Origin of the sequence: Flavobacterium sp. 1355, assembly GCF_017833415.1 — a bacterium.
Taxonomy (GTDB): domain Bacteria; phylum Bacteroidota; class Bacteroidia; order Flavobacteriales; family Flavobacteriaceae; genus Flavobacterium.
Map to the genome: position 1 here is coordinate 255,926 of NZ_JAFICC010000004.1, position 15,331 is coordinate 271,256.

Sequence of the window (15,331 nt, forward strand, 5' to 3'; positions counted from 1 at the left end):
AATTAGAATTTATATAGTGAAGTATTAGCTGCTTAACCGTTATTTAATTGTTATAGCAGAACGTATAAACGAGCTAGATACCGAGAAATACTCTTGTAAATTCAAAATATTTATATAGATTGGAGTAAATGTGAACACCATTTTTTAATACTATTTCGCTAAACTTTTCCATAATAATTTATATATAGTTAAACAATTACTCTCTTGATGGTTCATATTGTTTAGATTCTTCTTCTTCTTCTTCTTCTTCTTCATCCTCTGAAGAATCGTCTTTTTTAGAAACTAATTTTGTTACTACGAGTTGTAACAGTGTGCCGAAAACATTTTTCATCATAGAATCGGTTTTTCCTATTACAAATCTTTTAGCGAGATAGCCAATTCCGATACTTATCGCAGATTGTGCTATATTGCCCTTAAAGCCGACAGTTTCATTGATTTCTTCAATCGTGTTGCGAATAAGATTAAGAGGTTTCAGGTTCTCCTTAATATCGTCGATTTCATCTTTTATTGCACACCATTCTTCATCCTGTCGATTTTCCAGTAGCTGAATCCTCTGATTTAAAGTTTCAATATTATAAATAGTTTCCATAACCAGTCTTCGTTTATAATTTTTAAATCAGGGTTTAATTTTCTTTTTTAGTTTCTTTTAAAATACTGGAAACAATCATATTCCCAATTGGAGTCTTAATTAATTTGTGCTGTGTTTTGTGCATTACAATGGCAACTATCAGATAGAATAAAGCCATTATAAAAAAACCGTAATAATACTCACCAAGTTCTTTTCCAATCCATAAACTGATTCCTATATTAAGAAACAAGGTAAAAAATGCAACAACAGCTCCGACCGCTATTCTAGATGTTACTGTTGACAAGGCGTCAGCAGCAGCTGAAACAGTTTTAAGTTTAATTAATTCTAAACTCGTTTTTGTATAGTTTTCGGCTTTTTCATAAAGATTAAGGTTTTCATTTGTTGTTGCATTTGTTTCCATGATAAAGGTATTTATGGTTTAAAAATTTCACTTATTAATAGTTAGTTTTTACAGTTTTTGCTTCATCTTTAATAGAATTGAAGTCTTCTTTTGCAGCGTTAAATTTTGCTTTACCTTCTTCGATGATATCTTTACCGTTTGAAGTAATTGTACTGATGATTCCATCTACTTTACTTTTTAGGTTATCTCCGTAATCTTTAGATTTATCTGAGATTTTTTTTCTTGTGTTTGAACCTTTGTCCGGTGCAAACAATACTCCTAAAAATGCTCCCGCTGCTGCGGCTCCTAGAATTCCTAATAATGTGCTACTTGCTTTCATAATATTTGATTTAATGGATTAATGAATTTTATAATTAATTGTTGTTTTTTAAACTTCCCGACCTTTAATAAGTCTGAACAGAATTGCGATAATGGCAATTACCAGTAATATGTGGATAACACTTCCAAGGCTATAAACGAAGAACCCAAGGGCCCAAAGAATAACCAGTATTACTGCGATTGTATATAATAAATTTGACATGGTCTTTATTATTTATGGTTAATAATTAATTTTTAATTTAGTTTGTATGATAAGTATACACTCAAATTACTGTTTTTTGCGTCTGGGAATGTATAAGTACCTCCAAAACCATCGTTTCTTTCTTTACCAATAGTTGTTAAACCATAGTTGTAACGAACACCAATGCTTATTGGGCTAAAGTCAACTCCAACACCTGCTACAATACCTGCATCAAATTTGTTTAAGTCATCAGTATCAACTGGTTCTTCAAAATCAACAGTTCCCTCTCCAGTAACTTTAGAACTTACAAGATAAGATGCGTAACCACCTGCCTGAAGGTTAAAGTTTTTAGTGATATTTACTCTTACCAATAATGGAACTTCTATATAATTTAATTTGAATTTTGCTTTTTGATCACCTAAATCGCTGTTATATTCTAACTCTGAACCTCGTGTAGTGAACAAAACTTCTGGTTGAATAGCAACAAAATCTGAGATTGGTAATGTGGCATATACACCGGCATTAAAACCATACAGGATATTTTCGTCAGTTACTTCATCGTTATCTGATAAAAAATTAGACATGTTGAAACCTCCTTTTACACCGAACTCAGTTGTAACGTTGTCATTTTGAGCGTGTAGCATTCCGAATGATGCTGTTAGAAATAGTGTTAAGGCGCATAAAAAATTTGATTGAATTTTCATAATTTAATAATTTAGTTAATAAATTGCTTTACGGGCTTTTAATAAATTTGTTCTTTAATTTGTTTAGTTTCTCTTAGAAACTGGTAATCTGTCGGCAAATACTGTAATACTAACTTTAAAATCATTTTATCATTTGTGTCTCTGGAAATTGATTCGAACAACTTAATCTGAGCATCTAATGATTCTATAACCGAATCGAGATAAGCCTCATTAAATTTTGCATTGTCCTTATCAATTAAATCGTATAAATCCTCTTTATTAATTGTCTCTATATCTGTAACAATCACGAGCCTGTTGTTGGCCATTTTTGTTACTTCCTGTAACAAAAGATTCTGATGATTTTCCAGCTTTATACTCATTTCCCTTATATTACTTTCTGAACTTTTTTGCTGAGCAACCTGACTTTTAGAAATTACAGACTTACTTATACCTGCCGTCGCAATTAAAAAATAAGCTGCAGTAAGTTCTTTGTCACTTTTTATAAAAACCTGATTTTTTAGAGTTGTTTCTATTTGATTATTTTTTTGACAAGAATTGCATATTAATATAATCAGTAAAAAAAAGACCCTTAAAAAAAATGCTTTTACAATGTGTTTTGCTTTCATCAATTACTTCATAAAGTATTACATTACAAAGATGCTAATGAAATGATTATTTTACTTTACAGCATAAAAAAGAAACGTTATATAATTCCCATTATGGATTATATAACGTTTTTTATGTAGTCTTTTTGTAGGATTTATTCAGGAAGGAAAACCGTAAAAACTGAGCCTTCATCGGGCGTGCTGTCTGCGGTTATAGAGCCTTTGTGGTTCTCAACTATTTTCTTGCAGATGGCTAAACCTATTCCGGTACCAGGATAATCCTGTCTGGAATGTAAGCGCTGAAAAAGCACAAAAATAGTTTCTTTAAATTGTGGGTCAAAGCCCATTCCGTTATCCGTAAAAGTGATCTTGTAGAATTTCTTAATATTCTGATCCAGCAATTCGGGAAACTGATCCGAGTTTACTTTTTCACTTTCAATACTTATTTCAGGTACCAAATCGGGCTGACTGTATTTTAAGGAATTTCCGATCAGGTTTATAAACAGCTGTTCGATCTGATATGGGATCACAGAAAGCTTTGGTAATTTTGAAGCGGTAATGATTGCCTTTTTTTCGTCTATAATTTCTGTTAGTTCAGATTTGGCATTTTCAAGCAATTCACTCAAGTTTGATTTTATGAATTCCTTTTTAGTAGTATTGGTTCTTGAAAATAAAAGTAAATCATCAATAAGTACACGCATTCTTTTGGCCGATACTTCTATCTTATATATATAGTCTTTGGCGCTGTCAGACAAAACGGCTTTGTCTGCATCAGAAACTCTCGAAATAAAAGTCTGAATTTTTCTCAAAGGTTCCTGCAAATCGTGACTTGCAACGTGGTTAAAAGAAGCCAGTTCTTTATTACTTGCTTCCAGCTCAGCGTTACGTTCCTTAAGTTCAATATTTAATAAGTGTTCGTCTGTAATATCAAAATTGATTCCCAATAAGATATTGCCGCCCTGCTGATCTGACAATATTTTTCCGGTAGATTTAAAATATCTAATTTCATTATCCGGACGCAACACCTTATAATAGATAAACGGCAACTGCTTTTTTTCTAAGATATTTTCAATAGATTCGGCAACAGCTTCTTTGTCATCAGGATGCACAAAATCCAGAAAAGTCTTTTTTTCAGGTACAAAACTATTTGGCCACACACCTAATAATCGATATTGGTTTTCTGAATAATCAATTTTTTGTGTGTCAAGGTCCCATTGCCATGTACTGAACTTACCAATAGTTTCAGATTCTGACATTAATCGCGAAGAGATAAGGAGTTTTTTATTATAAACTTTTAAGCTTTTGATGTCTCTGCTTATTTGTCTGTAAGATAATATGATAAAGATAAGGGCAGTAAGAAACAGGGAAATAGAGAAGACAGGACTTAGGGAAATTTCCTCTGCATAAATTTTTAGTTTTTTTTGCAGATAAGCTTTTTCGATATCATTCATTTTATCAACCTGAAAACGAATGTTCTCCATTAAAACCCGACCGCCAAACATATGATTGTCGAGTTTTCTCTTATCATATGTTTTGGGATCGCTGTATTTGAAACAATTTTCGAACGAAGTAAAACGCTGAATTATTAGTTTGAATAATCTGCGCAGATTTTGTTGCTGTGCCGGATTATCTGCCGTTAGTTTTTTTAAGGTAATAAACGAAGTATTGACCTTGTCGCGCGAATAAAGATAAGGCGAAAGAAAACGATTATTGCGTGTTATGATGTAACCTCGCTGACCCGTTTCGGCATCTTTTATAGCCGACATTAACCGCTCTAACTGTATATTTATTTCATAAGTATGCATTACCAACTTACTGGATTCGTTTAAGTCCTGGTTGTGTTTGTAAGCAATTGAGGAAAGAAATAACAGAATAAAAACTGCAATTACAAATATAACTCTTAACGAGTTAGAAGAATTAAACCGGGGTAACCATTTCATGGAAATGCTATTATTTTAGGCGCAACAAAAAATTATCACGGTTAAGGCCAGACGTGTGATAGTGCCAATTTAAAGTAACGACTTCATTAATTATTTTTTTTAACGTATTAAAATCACTTGGCTTTTTAATATAAATATTGGCCCCTTCAATAAAGGTATCTTCAATATCTTCTTCAGAAGATGAAGTAGAGTATATGGCAATAATTATATTTTTAAGATGCTCGGTTTTTTTGATTTCGATCAAACATTCTTTACCAGTCTTTTTTGGCATATTTAAATCCAGAAACAGAATATCGGGTAATTTGACATCAGGTGTCATAAGGTATTCCATAAGTTGAAGACCATCATGAACAAATTGTACTTTTGTTTGTACCCTTACTTCTTCAAAGGCATCTTTAAAAAAAAGTCTGTCATCTTCATCGTCATCAGCGAGCAAAATGTGTAATGCGTTTTTTTGCATTGATTATAGTGGTATTAAATTTATTTTAAATTTTCTCTTCTCTTTTTAATAATCCTCTGGAAAGCAGACGGAGTAATCCCGGTTGTGTTTTTAAATTGCGTACTCAAATGCGCAACACTCGAATAATTAAGTAAAAAAGCAATCTCGGTTAGACTCATTTCATTAACCAGCATAAGTTGTTTGGCTCTTTCTATTTTTTGTAAAATAATGAAATTTTCAATCGAAGAATACGTCACTTCCGAAAAAACATTCGATAGGTAACCATAACTGTGATTTAATTTTTCAGCCAAAAATACAGAACTTTTAAAGTTGTTATTATCGTCCATATAAACAAGTTCGATAATAGCATCCTTAATTTTCTGAACTAAAACGCTTTTTTGATTTTCTACAACTTCAAAACCAAACGGACCCAGACTGTTTTTTAAACTTTCAAGTCCTTCAACATCCAGATTTTCATCTAATTCAATTTCACCAAATCCCAATGTGGTAAAATTAATATTTTGTTCTTCGAGTTTTTCTTTTAAAAAAAGAGAACAAATGGTGTTAATATCGAACTTTATAAATAGTTTCATAGGATAAAAATAGGGTTAAAGATAATTAATTTTTTTTTGGTTTTGGAAGGGTTTTGTATTTATTAAGATAATATTTTAAGAATTTGTTGTTTTGACCCAGCCAAAAAAATACCGTCTAAGCATAAAATTTAGACGGTATTTCTATTGGGTCAAAAGGGTTTACAAATCTGATAACAATTGATTAAACTCTTCTTTAGTTTTGCCTAATTTCTGCTGAAGTCTTCCATACAATTCGTCCTCTTTTCCTTCTTCATACATTAGGTCATCATCTGTAAGATCAGCATATTGTTGTTTCAGTTTCCCTTTCAACTCATTCCAATTTCCTTTTATTTCTGTAGTATTCATGATATTTTTTTTTACGATTTTTATTATTTGTAAAATTGCAATTTAATATCAATTCCTCCCTTATATCAATTTTCAGGAATGTTCTATAATTCACATTATGCCTGATAGCGGCGCAGGATCCACGCCATTTTTTCATGTTGCTGAAGCAAACCCGTAATAAAATCAGCAGAACCTATATCGTGATTGTCATTTTCAAAGGCCGGAATATAGTCCCGAAATTCAGTTACCATTTGTTCATGATTTTCCAAAAGCTCCTGTAGCATGTTTTTTTGAGAAGCATATTCTTTTGGAGATTCCTTTAATGTAGAATTTTCTATAAACTCCGTCATTGTTCCGATTGTTTTTTCACCCAACTGGCTAATGCGTTCAGCAACTTCATCAATGTTATTCTCCAAAATTCGATATTGATCTTCAAACAGTTTGTGCAGTTCCATAAAACTGTTACCTGAAATATTCCAGTGAAACTTTCTGGTTTTTACATACAGTGTCATTTCGTTAGATAAAATCGTGGCTAATATGTTGGTGCTTTTCTTTAAATTCTTGGTACTAATTCCAATATTTGGACTCATATAACTGTATTTTTTGGGTTTGTTCAAAAATATAGAAGTAGAAAGTTTTATTTCTTACATAATTAATTGCAGATGTTACATGAATTCAATGTTTTGTTAACATCTTAATAAATGTTTTATTGTAGTTTTGCCGCCGAACTAAACTAAAACCCCTATTTGAATGAAAAAGAAATTACTCGTTTTATTAATTTTAACTGCCTCAATTCATTTAAAAGCCCAATCTTATCTAGGTTATTTTCATGATAATTATGCAGGTGTACAAAGTGTACTTTTTAACCCGGCATCTATAGCCGATTCCCGTTTTAAAACAGATATCAACTTATTTTCAATCAGCGGATCGGTGCAGAATGATTTGTACGGAGTACGACTTTTTGATGTATACAAAGATGGATATGATTTTGACAGGGAAGCGAAAATGACGCCGTCAAATGCCAATAATGGTCTTGCAAATTTTGATATTATGGGGCCATCCTTTATGTTTAATATTGCTCCTAAGCATACCATTGCCGTATTTACAAGAGCAAGATCGGTAAGTAACGTAAGAAATATAAACGGATATCTTGTAGATCAGGTTAAAGACGGTCTCGATGAGTCCAGTGATTTTAATTTTAACGCCGGAAATGCAAACGGTTCTTCCAATACCTGGGGCGAGTTGGGTATTTCCTATGCAGCCGTTTTGTATCAAAAAGACCAGCATTTCTTAAAAGGAGGTTTCACCGCCAAATATCTTCAGGGAGGTGTAAATGGATACGTTAGAGGAAAAGACGTAAATGTAACGTATGTTGAAAATACAGTAGACCCAAGTCAGGGAGTTTTGATGTCCAGCGGAGAAATTACGGTTGGTGCAAGTCAGGATTTTGAAGCAAATGAAGATTATGATTTTGATGCCAAATCAAGAGGTTTCGGTTTTGATTTCGGACTTGTTTACGAATGGAGACCAGATTATGCAGATTATGATTTAGACAGAGCTAAACCTGCAGATAACAATTTCAGAGATTTAAACAAATACAAATTGCGTTTCGGATTATCTGTAACCGATATAGGTTCTATTGATTATAAAAATGCAAAACAGGATACCTATAACGTAAATGGTGTTATAACACAGCAAATGATTGATGATGCAGAAAATCTGTATGATTTCTTAAACGAACATTATACCAAAACCTCAACATCAAAAGGAGCAAAAACAAATTTGCCAACAGCACTTCATGCTGATGTAGACTGGAACATGTACAGAAAATTCTACCTGAACCTTAACGGAGATATTAATATGGTTTCTGCCAATAAGCTGAACAGCTACGGAATCGCCGACAGAGTATCTCTGACGCCACGTTACGAAAGCAGATGGTTTAGTTATTACATGCCATTGACATGGATGGAATACAGCGGGATGCAGGTAGGATCAGGAATTAGAGTAGGAGTATTCTTTATTGGTTCTGGTTCTGTCGTTAGTAATTTAATTTCTAAAGAATCAAAAGGAGCTGATTTTCATTTAGGAATGAAAATCCCGGTGTATGAAAAGAAATTTAAAGACACAGATGAAGATGGTGTGATTGACAAAGAAGATGCGTGCAGAAAAGTAGCAGGACCAGCCGAAAATAGTGGCTGCCCTTGGCCGGACACAGATGGAGACAAAGTTTTTGATAAAGATGATGCCTGTCCGGATGTTAAAGGTCCTGTAGAAAATAAAGGCTGTCCTTGGAAAGATACAGACGGAGATACATTACTGGACAACGTTGATGCTTGTCCGGCAGTAGCAGGTCCTACAGAAAACAAAGGCTGTCCATGGCCTGATACAGATATGGATGGTGTTTTAGATAAAGACGACGCTTGTCCTAATGAAGCCGGATTACTAGAAAACAAAGGATGTCCAAATCTGGATGCAGATAAAGACGGTGTTTTGGACAAAGATGATGCATGCCCATTAATCGCAGGTCCAGCTGACAATCAGGGCTGCCCAAAAGTTTCTAAAGCAACATTAGAGCAATTAAAAGTAGAAGCAAAGTCTATCTTTTTTACAACAGGAAAAGCAACTCTGAGTGATGCCAGAAAAGGAGAAACATCAGGAAGATTAGATGCCATAAAAGAGATTTTGAAAAATTATCCAAATGCAAAATTTGCCATTAACGGTCACACCGATAACGTAGGAAATGCAAAAGCAAATCAAAAATTATCCGAAGCCAGAGCAAAAGTAATCATGGATCTTTTGATTGAAAAAGGAGTAAATCCTGCCAATCTAACTTCTCAGGGATTTGGTGCATCAAAACCGGTAAAATCTAATAAAACTGCTGCAGGAAGAGCAGAAAACAGAAGAACAGAAATTGTTTACTTAGGTAATTTGTAAGCAGAACTGAATATAAAACCAAAAAGCCATTCTTAATTGAGTGGCTTTTTTTATTTTTGCATACTTCTAAAAAAGAACAGCTTCTAATCGAACAGAAGATTAAAAAAACACGAATGACAACACAACAGCTACACGAACAAATTCTTCAGAAAAAATCATTTTTATGTGTCGGATTAGATCCTGATCTGGACAAAATTCCACCGCATTTACTAGAAACAGAAGATCCTATTTTCGAATTCAATAAAGCAATAATTGATGCAACTCACGATTTGACTGTCGGATATAAACCTAATACTGCTTTTTTTGAGGCGTATGGCCTAAAGGGATGGCTTTCACTGCAAAAAACAATTAATTACATCAATGAAAATTATCCTGATATTTTTACCATTGCCGATGCCAAGCGTGGTGATATAGGAAATACTTCGAGTATGTATGCAAAAGCTTTTTTTGAAGATCTTAATTTTGACAGTGTAACCGTTGCCCCTTATATGGGAAAAGATTCTGTAGAACCTTTTCTTGCCTTCGAAAATAAACATACTATCATGTTGGCATTAACATCAAACGAAGGTGCTTTTGATTTTCAAACCTTAACCACAAACGGAACTCGAGGCGAAGCCGAACAGAGCGGAGCTAAAGAATTATACAAACAGGTTTTAGAGACTTCTAAAACATGGAAAAACAGTGAAAATTTAATGTATGTGGTTGGTGCTACAAAAGCAGAATATTTTGCAGATATAAGAAAAATTGTTCCCGATAGTTTCCTGTTAGTTCCGGGAATTGGTGCTCAGGGCGGGAGTTTGTCGGAAGTATGCAAATACGGAATGAATGATAAAATCGGTCTTTTGGTAAACTCTGCCAGAGCTATTATTTATGCTTCAAAAGGAACTGATTTTGCAGAAAAAGCCAGAGAAGAAGCTTTATCTGTTCAGAAAGAAATGGAAGCGATTTTAAATTCCAGGTTTTAGTTTACGTTAAGAATAATTATATCACAGAGATTCACAAAGTTTTCACAGAGCTACACTAAGATAATTTTAATTTTTTGAGCTTTAATCTAAATAAAATAATTAAAAAAACTTTGCGAATCTCTGTGAAAAACTTTGTGCAACTCTGCGGTAAAAAAACAATTCAACAACTTAAAAAACTGAAACAAAAATCAAATGAAACAACTTACAGATCAAATTGGTCAAATCCATTCTTTTGAGAAAACACCAAAACGAATCATTTCGTTAGTGCCATCTCAAACAGAATTGTTGTATGATTTGGGTTTAGAAGAAAAAATTATCGGAATAACGAAGTTCTGTGTGCATCCTTACCATTTCAAATCAACCAAAAAAGTTGTTGGCGGAACCAAGAAAATTCACTTCGAAAAAATAAAATTATTACAGCCGGATATTATCATTTGTAATAAAGAAGAAAATACAGAAGAAATCGTAAATCAATTAAGTGAAATTTGCCCGGTTTGGGTAACCAACATTATTACTATTGAAGATAATTTTCAAATGATTTCAGATTTCGGGCAAATCTTCAATTGCAGAACCGAAGCTCAAAAGTGGAACGACAAACTGGCTTTCGCTTTAAGCGATTTCAGAAAATATATTCAGGATATAGAAGTTAAAAAAGTGGCTTACTTTATTTGGAAAGATCCTTATATGGTTGCCGGAAATGATACATACATCAATGAATTATTAAAACTGAATCATTTTAGAAACATCTACGAAGACAAAGGTCGTTATCCTGAAATCGAGCTCAAAAAAATGCGATTAGAAGGCGATCCGGATTTGGTTTTTCTTTCCTCAGAACCTTATCCTTTTAAGGAAGAAGATGCTTTTGAAATCGGACGTTTTACGCACCACGCCAAAACTGTTTTTGTCGATGGAGAAATGTTCTCCTGGCACGGAAGCCGATTATTAAAGGCATTTCCTTATTTTAAATTACTTCATGAACGATTAAAGAGTTAGTTTTCAGGTTTTATGTAGATTTTACCACAGAGATTCACAAAGTTTTTTCACAGAGATTCACAAAGTAATTATTTTTCCTTTGCGAAACTTTGCGTAACCTTTGTGAATCTCTGTGATATAAAAGCTTAATCACACAACGGGTTAATTAAACGAGCTTCTAAATTCCAACGGTGATACGTTTGTTTTGCTTTTGAATAATTTATTAAAAGATTGCGGATATTCAAATCCCAACTGAAAAGCAGTTTCGCTCACGCTTAAAGAAGTTGTAGTGAGGAGTTCTTTTGCTTTTTCAATAATTTTATTGTGAATATGATGTTGCGTACTTTGCCCGGTTAAGGCGCGTAACATATCACTCAAATAATTGGGAGAAACATTTAATTCTTCCGATAGATAAGTTACGGTGGGCAATCCAAATTTTTGCACTTTATCACCTTCAAAATAGTTATCCAATAAATTTTCTAATTTGCTTAAAAGCGTGTTATTGGCAATTTTTCTAGTAAGGAATTGGCGGTTGTAAAAACGATTGCAATAATTAAGCAGCAGTTCGATGTGCGAAATCATGACGTCCTGACTAAAAGCATCAATAGACGAACAATATTCCTGTTCGATATTTTTCATGATTCCGGTAATCATAGTTTGTTCTTTATCAGAAAGATGTAAAGCTTCGTTAACCGCATACGAAAAATAACCAAAATCTTTAATGTTTTTTGATAAAGCATAATTTTGAATGAAATCAGGATGAATGACCAGCATTGCGCCATAAACGGCAGTGTCAACCGAAACTTCGGTAGAAATTACCTGGCCCGGCGACATAAACGTCATTACGCCTTCATCAAAATCATAAAAATTCTGTCCGTATTTCATTTTTCCGGTAAAACCTTTTTTAATGCATACAGTATAAAAAGAATACACAACACTTTTGAGGTTATCATCAAAATGACAGGTTATTTTGCTTAAATCGACAAAGCTCACTAAAGGATGTTCCGGTTTTGGAATTTTTAGCAACGAATGTAATTCTGAAATAGACTGAATCGTATACGGAATATGAACTTCTTTTTTCATGGCAAAATTTTTAAAGTATAATCAGGAAAGCCATCGTAAAGATAACTTTTCCTGATTAAATTATATAAGCAATTAGTTTAGTAAATTATTGATCAATTCCGGCCATATTTGCAGCATCATATCTAGCACCAGTCTGAGTCCCAAGCGGAATGATGGTTTCAAGATGGTTTATTTCTTCCGGACTTAAAACCATTTGTGCAGCAGCAATATTTTGTTCTACATATTTGACACGTTTTGTACCCGGAATCGATAAAATGCCTTTTGAAGCAATCCACGAAAGTGCCAATTGCGAAGCGGTAATATTTTTTCCTGCTGCCATTTTTGTAATATCATTTACCAATTCTATATTTTTATAAAATTGTTCTCCCTGAAAGCGGGGAATTGCTTTTCTGAAATCATTTTCAGGAAAATCGTCTGGTGTTTTGATATCTCCGGAAATAAAACCTCTGCCAAGTGGAGAGTAAGCAACAAATCCTATTTCTAATTCCTTTAAAGTATCTAAAATTCCGGCTTCTTCAACCGTTCTCTCAAATAAGGAATACTCAGTCTGGACAGCGGTTAAAGGATGAATTTTATGTGCTTTCCGAATCGTTTCTGATGAAACTTCCGATAACCCAATGTAACCCACTTTTCCTTCTTTTACCAAATCTGCCATAGCTTCGACTGTTTCTTCAATTGGCGTGTTCGGATCAAGACGGTGTAAATAGTACAGATCGATATAATCTGTGCCCAAGTTTTTCAGGGAACGTTCTACCGCTTTTTTCACGTATTCTTTTTTGCCGTTAAAATTCCAGGTTAATTGTTCGTTATCATCGATTTCATAACCAAATTTTGTAGCAATAGTATAGAAATTACGATTGCCTTTTATAGCCTTTGCTATTAATCTTTCATTTAATAACGGACCATATAAATCTGCAGTGTCCAGAAAATTTCCACCTAATTCCAATGATCGATGAATTGTGGCAATAGCTTCTTTTTCGTCGGCTTTGCCATAAATATCCATTCCGGCGATCTGAGTCATTCCCATACACCCTAAACCAATATTAGGAACCACAAGTCCCTGATTTCCTAAATTTATTTTTTTAATTGTATCCATAACTAGTTTATTTTAATTATAATTATAATACAAAGTTCCGTTAAGTATAACATTATAAAGTAGCCAAATCCCTTGTAGTTGTATCCAAATAGAAGGACGGGAAAGTTTCAGGTTTTCTTTGTTTCAGGTTCAAGTTTAATTGTGTTGATTTAATTGCGATTTCTACGACAGATTCCACAAAAGTTTTCACAACTTACATGGAGTAATTTAGAGGGATATTATAAAAGCTTGCGCATCTCTGTGGAAAGATTATTCAAGTATAGCAACCTGAAATTTGAAGCTAAAAAATCAAAAAGTTTATAAAAAAAGAATGCCGGCATCTCGTAGACGCCGGCATCATTTAACTAACCAAAACCAAAATAATAAATAACCAGTTTATTACATTACAAAGGTCAGACATATATCAATGTATTGATGTTAAGGTTTTGTTATTACTTTGTTGGACATAAGTTAAGATTTATAAATGCTTCATTTTGCAGTTTTTATAAGCAAACATAGCTTTTGATTATTAAAATATAATAACAATCAATTTTGATTATTAATATCAAAGTGTTTTGTTTGTATATTTGATAAAACATTAAATATCAGCAACATGGATTCAAACAAAAAATTAACAACTGCTACAGGTACCCCTGTTGCAGACAATCAAAACATTCAGACTGCAGGACCTCGTGGTCCCGTTTTATTACAGGATTTTTGGTTTCTAGAAAAGATGGCACACTTTGATCGCGAAGTGATTCCCGAAAGACGAATGCACGCAAAAGGATCTGGTGCTTACGGAACTTTTACAGTAACTCATGATATTACAAAATATACGAGAGCTGATTTGTTTTCTGAAATTGGTAAAAAAACAGATATGTTTGTACGCTTTTCTACTGTTGCAGGAGAAAGAGGCGCTGCCGATGCCGAAAGAGATATTCGTGGTTTTGCCATGAAATTTTACACTAATGAAGGAAATTGGGATTTGGTAGGAAACAATACACCGGTTTTCTTTTTTCGTGATCCTATGAAATTCCCTGATTTAAATCATGCAGTAAAACGTGATCCAAAAACCAATTTGAGAAGTGCTGATAACAATTGGGATTTTTGGACATTATTGCCTGAAGCTTTACACCAGATCACTATTGTAATGAGTGACAGGGGAATTCCGAAAAGCTACAGACAAATGCATGGTTTCGGAAGCCATACTTTTAGCTTTTTAAATTCTAAGAATGAAAGACACTGGGTTAAATTTCACTTTGTATCGCAACAGGGTATCGAAAACTTATCTGATGAAGAAGCAGCCGTATTGGTTGGTGGCGACAGAGAAAGTCATCAGAGAGATTTATTTAATGCCATTGAAGACGGAAATTTCCCTAAATGGAAAATGTTTGTTCAGATCATGACTGAAGAACAGGCTAATAATTATCGTTTTCATCCTTTTGATTTAACTAAGGTTTGGTTAAAAGGTGATTTTCCGTTAATTCCTGTTGGAGAATTTGAATTAAATAAAAATCCCGAAAACTATTTCGCCGAAGTAGAACAGGCTGCCTTTAATCCTGCGCACGTTGTTCCGGGAATTAGTTTTTCTCCGGATAAAATGCTGCAAGGGCGTTTGTTTTCTTATGGAGATGCCCATCGTTACCGTTTAGGAGTAAACAATTTTCAGATTCCTGTAAACTCATCAAGATGTCCTTACAATACTTTTCACAGAGACGGGGCAATGCGTGTAGACGGAAACAATGGAGGCCGAAAACATTATGAACCAAACAGTTTTGGAGAATGGCAGGAACAGCCAGAGTTTAAAGAACCACCATTGGCACTGCACGGAGATGCCTATGCCTATAATTTCAGAGAAGATGACAACGATTATTTTACGCAGCCAGGATTATTATTCCGTTTACTGACCGAAGAGAAAAAACAATTGTTGTTCAAAAACACTGCTGCACAAGTAGGAGGAGCGCAATTATTTATCCAGATTCGTCATATTAGAAACTGTTACAAAGCCGATCCCGCTTATGGAGAAGGAGTTGCAAATGCTTTAGGATTAACCATGGAGCAGGTACACAGTTTTGCAGATCCAAGAGTGTGATTTTTTTTTTTTGAGGTTCTGAGATGCTAAGGGACTAAGATTCTGAGTTTAGATTCAGATGTTCAAGGCATAATAAACAAATAAAGCCCGACAGATTAAACCTGTCGGGCTTCTTATTTATAGTCAAACCTAAAAACC

17 protein-coding genes are annotated in these 15,331 nt (G+C 33.8%); 4 read left to right on the forward strand and 13 right to left on the reverse strand.

Translation table 11 applies throughout. From position 1 onward, the window contains the following. Positions 1-196: 196 nt before the first annotated feature. The 11 genes from JOD96_RS06955 to JOD96_RS07005 all read right to left on the reverse strand — a co-directional run bounded on the left by JOD96_RS06955 (position 197) and on the right by JOD96_RS07005 (position 6,662). On the reverse strand, positions 197-589 hold the full coding sequence (locus JOD96_RS06955; protein ID WP_209563552.1) for a hypothetical protein: 393 nt from the start codon (positions 587-589) through the stop codon (positions 197-199). Between the two features lie 34 nt (positions 590-623). Beyond that, complete coding sequence (locus JOD96_RS06960) at positions 624-989, reverse strand: hypothetical protein (protein ID WP_209563553.1); 366 nt, start codon at positions 987-989, stop codon at positions 624-626. 34 nt (positions 990-1,023) lie between these two features. Next, the gene (locus JOD96_RS06965) at positions 1,024-1,308 is read right to left on the reverse strand and encodes a YtxH domain-containing protein (protein ID WP_209563554.1); all 285 of its coding nucleotides are present in this window, start codon (positions 1,306-1,308) and stop codon (positions 1,024-1,026) included. A 48-nt stretch (positions 1,309-1,356) separates the two neighbouring features. Further along, positions 1,357-1,509, reverse strand: a complete 153-nt coding sequence (locus JOD96_RS06970) for a lmo0937 family membrane protein (RefSeq protein WP_209563555.1) — start codon at positions 1,507-1,509, stop codon at positions 1,357-1,359. A gap of 32 nt (positions 1,510-1,541) precedes the next feature. Then, positions 1,542-2,192 (reverse strand): porin family protein, encoded by a 651-nt coding sequence (locus tag JOD96_RS06975; RefSeq protein ID WP_209563556.1) that lies wholly within the window; start codon positions 2,190-2,192, stop codon positions 1,542-1,544. 38 nt (positions 2,193-2,230) lie between these two features. Continuing rightward, complete coding sequence (locus tag JOD96_RS06980) at positions 2,231-2,797, reverse strand: DUF4142 domain-containing protein (RefSeq protein WP_209563557.1); 567 nt, start codon at positions 2,795-2,797, stop codon at positions 2,231-2,233. Between the two features lie 134 nt (positions 2,798-2,931). After that, positions 2,932-4,716 carry a CHASE3 domain-containing protein gene (locus JOD96_RS06985; RefSeq protein WP_209563558.1) on the reverse strand — a complete coding sequence of 595 codons (1,785 nt, stop codon included), beginning with the start codon at positions 4,714-4,716 and terminating at the stop codon, positions 2,932-2,934. Between the two features lie 10 nt (positions 4,717-4,726). Then, on the reverse strand, positions 4,727-5,176 hold the full coding sequence (locus JOD96_RS06990; protein ID WP_209563559.1) for a response regulator: 450 nt from the start codon (positions 5,174-5,176) through the stop codon (positions 4,727-4,729). Positions 5,177-5,196: 20 nt separating this feature from the next. Further along, positions 5,197-5,748 (reverse strand): helix-turn-helix domain-containing protein, encoded by a 552-nt coding sequence (locus JOD96_RS06995; RefSeq protein ID WP_209563560.1) that lies wholly within the window; start codon positions 5,746-5,748, stop codon positions 5,197-5,199. 159 nt (positions 5,749-5,907) lie between these two features. After that, on the reverse strand, positions 5,908-6,093 hold the full coding sequence (locus tag JOD96_RS07000; protein ID WP_209563561.1) for a CsbD family protein: 186 nt from the start codon (positions 6,091-6,093) through the stop codon (positions 5,908-5,910). A 95-nt stretch (positions 6,094-6,188) separates the two neighbouring features. After that, positions 6,189-6,662: a Dps family protein gene (locus JOD96_RS07005; protein WP_209563562.1), complete on the reverse strand. Its 474-nt coding sequence runs from the start codon at positions 6,660-6,662 to the stop codon at positions 6,189-6,191. 160 nt (positions 6,663-6,822) lie between these two features. Between JOD96_RS07005 and JOD96_RS07010 the strand changes: the two genes are divergently transcribed. From JOD96_RS07010 to JOD96_RS07020, 3 genes are all read left to right on the forward strand, one after another. Then, entirely contained in the window at positions 6,823-9,006 is a 2,184-nt protein-coding gene (locus JOD96_RS07010; protein ID WP_209563563.1) for a DUF5723 family protein, read from the forward strand. Positions 9,007-9,119: 113 nt separating this feature from the next. Then, the gene (pyrF, locus tag JOD96_RS07015; protein WP_209563564.1) at positions 9,120-9,971 is read left to right on the forward strand and encodes an orotidine-5'-phosphate decarboxylase; all 852 of its coding nucleotides are present in this window, start codon (positions 9,120-9,122) and stop codon (positions 9,969-9,971) included. Between the two features lie 192 nt (positions 9,972-10,163). Further along, positions 10,164-10,964, forward strand: coding sequence for an ABC transporter substrate-binding protein (locus JOD96_RS07020; RefSeq protein WP_209563565.1), 801 nt, complete (start codon positions 10,164-10,166; stop codon positions 10,962-10,964). Positions 10,965-11,105: 141 nt separating this feature from the next. Here JOD96_RS07020 and JOD96_RS07025 read toward each other — a convergent pair whose 3' ends face one another. After that, complete coding sequence (locus JOD96_RS07025; protein WP_209563566.1) at positions 11,106-12,026, reverse strand: helix-turn-helix domain-containing protein; 921 nt, start codon at positions 12,024-12,026, stop codon at positions 11,106-11,108. A gap of 85 nt (positions 12,027-12,111) precedes the next feature. Then, the gene (locus JOD96_RS07030) at positions 12,112-13,122 is read right to left on the reverse strand and encodes an aldo/keto reductase (RefSeq protein WP_209563567.1); all 1,011 of its coding nucleotides are present in this window, start codon (positions 13,120-13,122) and stop codon (positions 12,112-12,114) included. A 592-nt stretch (positions 13,123-13,714) separates the two neighbouring features. On the opposite strand from JOD96_RS07030, the gene JOD96_RS07035 reads away from it, so the two are divergent. Continuing rightward, on the forward strand, positions 13,715-15,193 hold the full coding sequence (locus JOD96_RS07035; RefSeq protein ID WP_209563568.1) for a catalase: 1,479 nt from the start codon (positions 13,715-13,717) through the stop codon (positions 15,191-15,193). Positions 15,194-15,331 lie beyond the last annotated feature (138 nt).

Bases quoted from the DNA above. Each gene is read 5' to 3' on its own strand.
- JOD96_RS07025 (WP_209563566.1), bottom strand. From the start codon at position 12,026: ATGAAAAAAGAAGTTCATATTCCGTATACGATTCAGTCTATTTCAGAA.
- JOD96_RS06970 (WP_209563555.1), bottom strand. From the start codon at position 1,509: ATGTCAAATTTATTATATACAATCGCAGTAATACTGGTTATTCTTTGG.
- JOD96_RS06955 (WP_209563552.1), bottom strand. From the start codon at position 589: ATGGAAACTATTTATAATATTGAAACTTTAAATCAGAGGATTCAGCTA.
- JOD96_RS07000 (WP_209563561.1), bottom strand. From the start codon at position 6,093: ATGAATACTACAGAAATAAAAGGAAATTGGAATGAGTTGAAAGGGAAA.
- JOD96_RS06985 (WP_209563558.1), bottom strand. From the start codon at position 4,716: ATGAAATGGTTACCCCGGTTTAATTCTTCTAACTCGTTAAGAGTTATA.
- JOD96_RS07005 (WP_209563562.1), bottom strand. From the start codon at position 6,662: ATGAGTCCAAATATTGGAATTAGTACCAAGAATTTAAAGAAAAGCACC.
- JOD96_RS07035 (WP_209563568.1), top strand. From the start codon at position 13,715: ATGGATTCAAACAAAAAATTAACAACTGCTACAGGTACCCCTGTTGCA.
- JOD96_RS06995 (WP_209563560.1), bottom strand. From the start codon at position 5,748: ATGAAACTATTTATAAAGTTCGATATTAACACCATTTGTTCTCTTTTT.
- JOD96_RS07030 (WP_209563567.1), bottom strand. From the start codon at position 13,122: ATGGATACAATTAAAAAAATAAATTTAGGAAATCAGGGACTTGTGGTT.
- JOD96_RS07020 (WP_209563565.1), top strand. From the start codon at position 10,164: ATGAAACAACTTACAGATCAAATTGGTCAAATCCATTCTTTTGAGAAA.
- JOD96_RS06975 (WP_209563556.1), bottom strand. From the start codon at position 2,192: ATGAAAATTCAATCAAATTTTTTATGCGCCTTAACACTATTTCTAACA.
- JOD96_RS06980 (WP_209563557.1), bottom strand. From the start codon at position 2,797: ATGAAAGCAAAACACATTGTAAAAGCATTTTTTTTAAGGGTCTTTTTT.
- JOD96_RS06965 (WP_209563554.1), bottom strand. From the start codon at position 1,308: ATGAAAGCAAGTAGCACATTATTAGGAATTCTAGGAGCCGCAGCAGCG.
- JOD96_RS06960 (WP_209563553.1), bottom strand. From the start codon at position 989: ATGGAAACAAATGCAACAACAAATGAAAACCTTAATCTTTATGAAAAA.
- JOD96_RS07010 (WP_209563563.1), top strand. From the start codon at position 6,823: ATGAAAAAGAAATTACTCGTTTTATTAATTTTAACTGCCTCAATTCAT.
- JOD96_RS06990 (WP_209563559.1), bottom strand. From the start codon at position 5,176: ATGCAAAAAAACGCATTACACATTTTGCTCGCTGATGACGATGAAGAT.
- pyrF (WP_209563564.1), top strand. From the start codon at position 9,120: ATGACAACACAACAGCTACACGAACAAATTCTTCAGAAAAAATCATTT.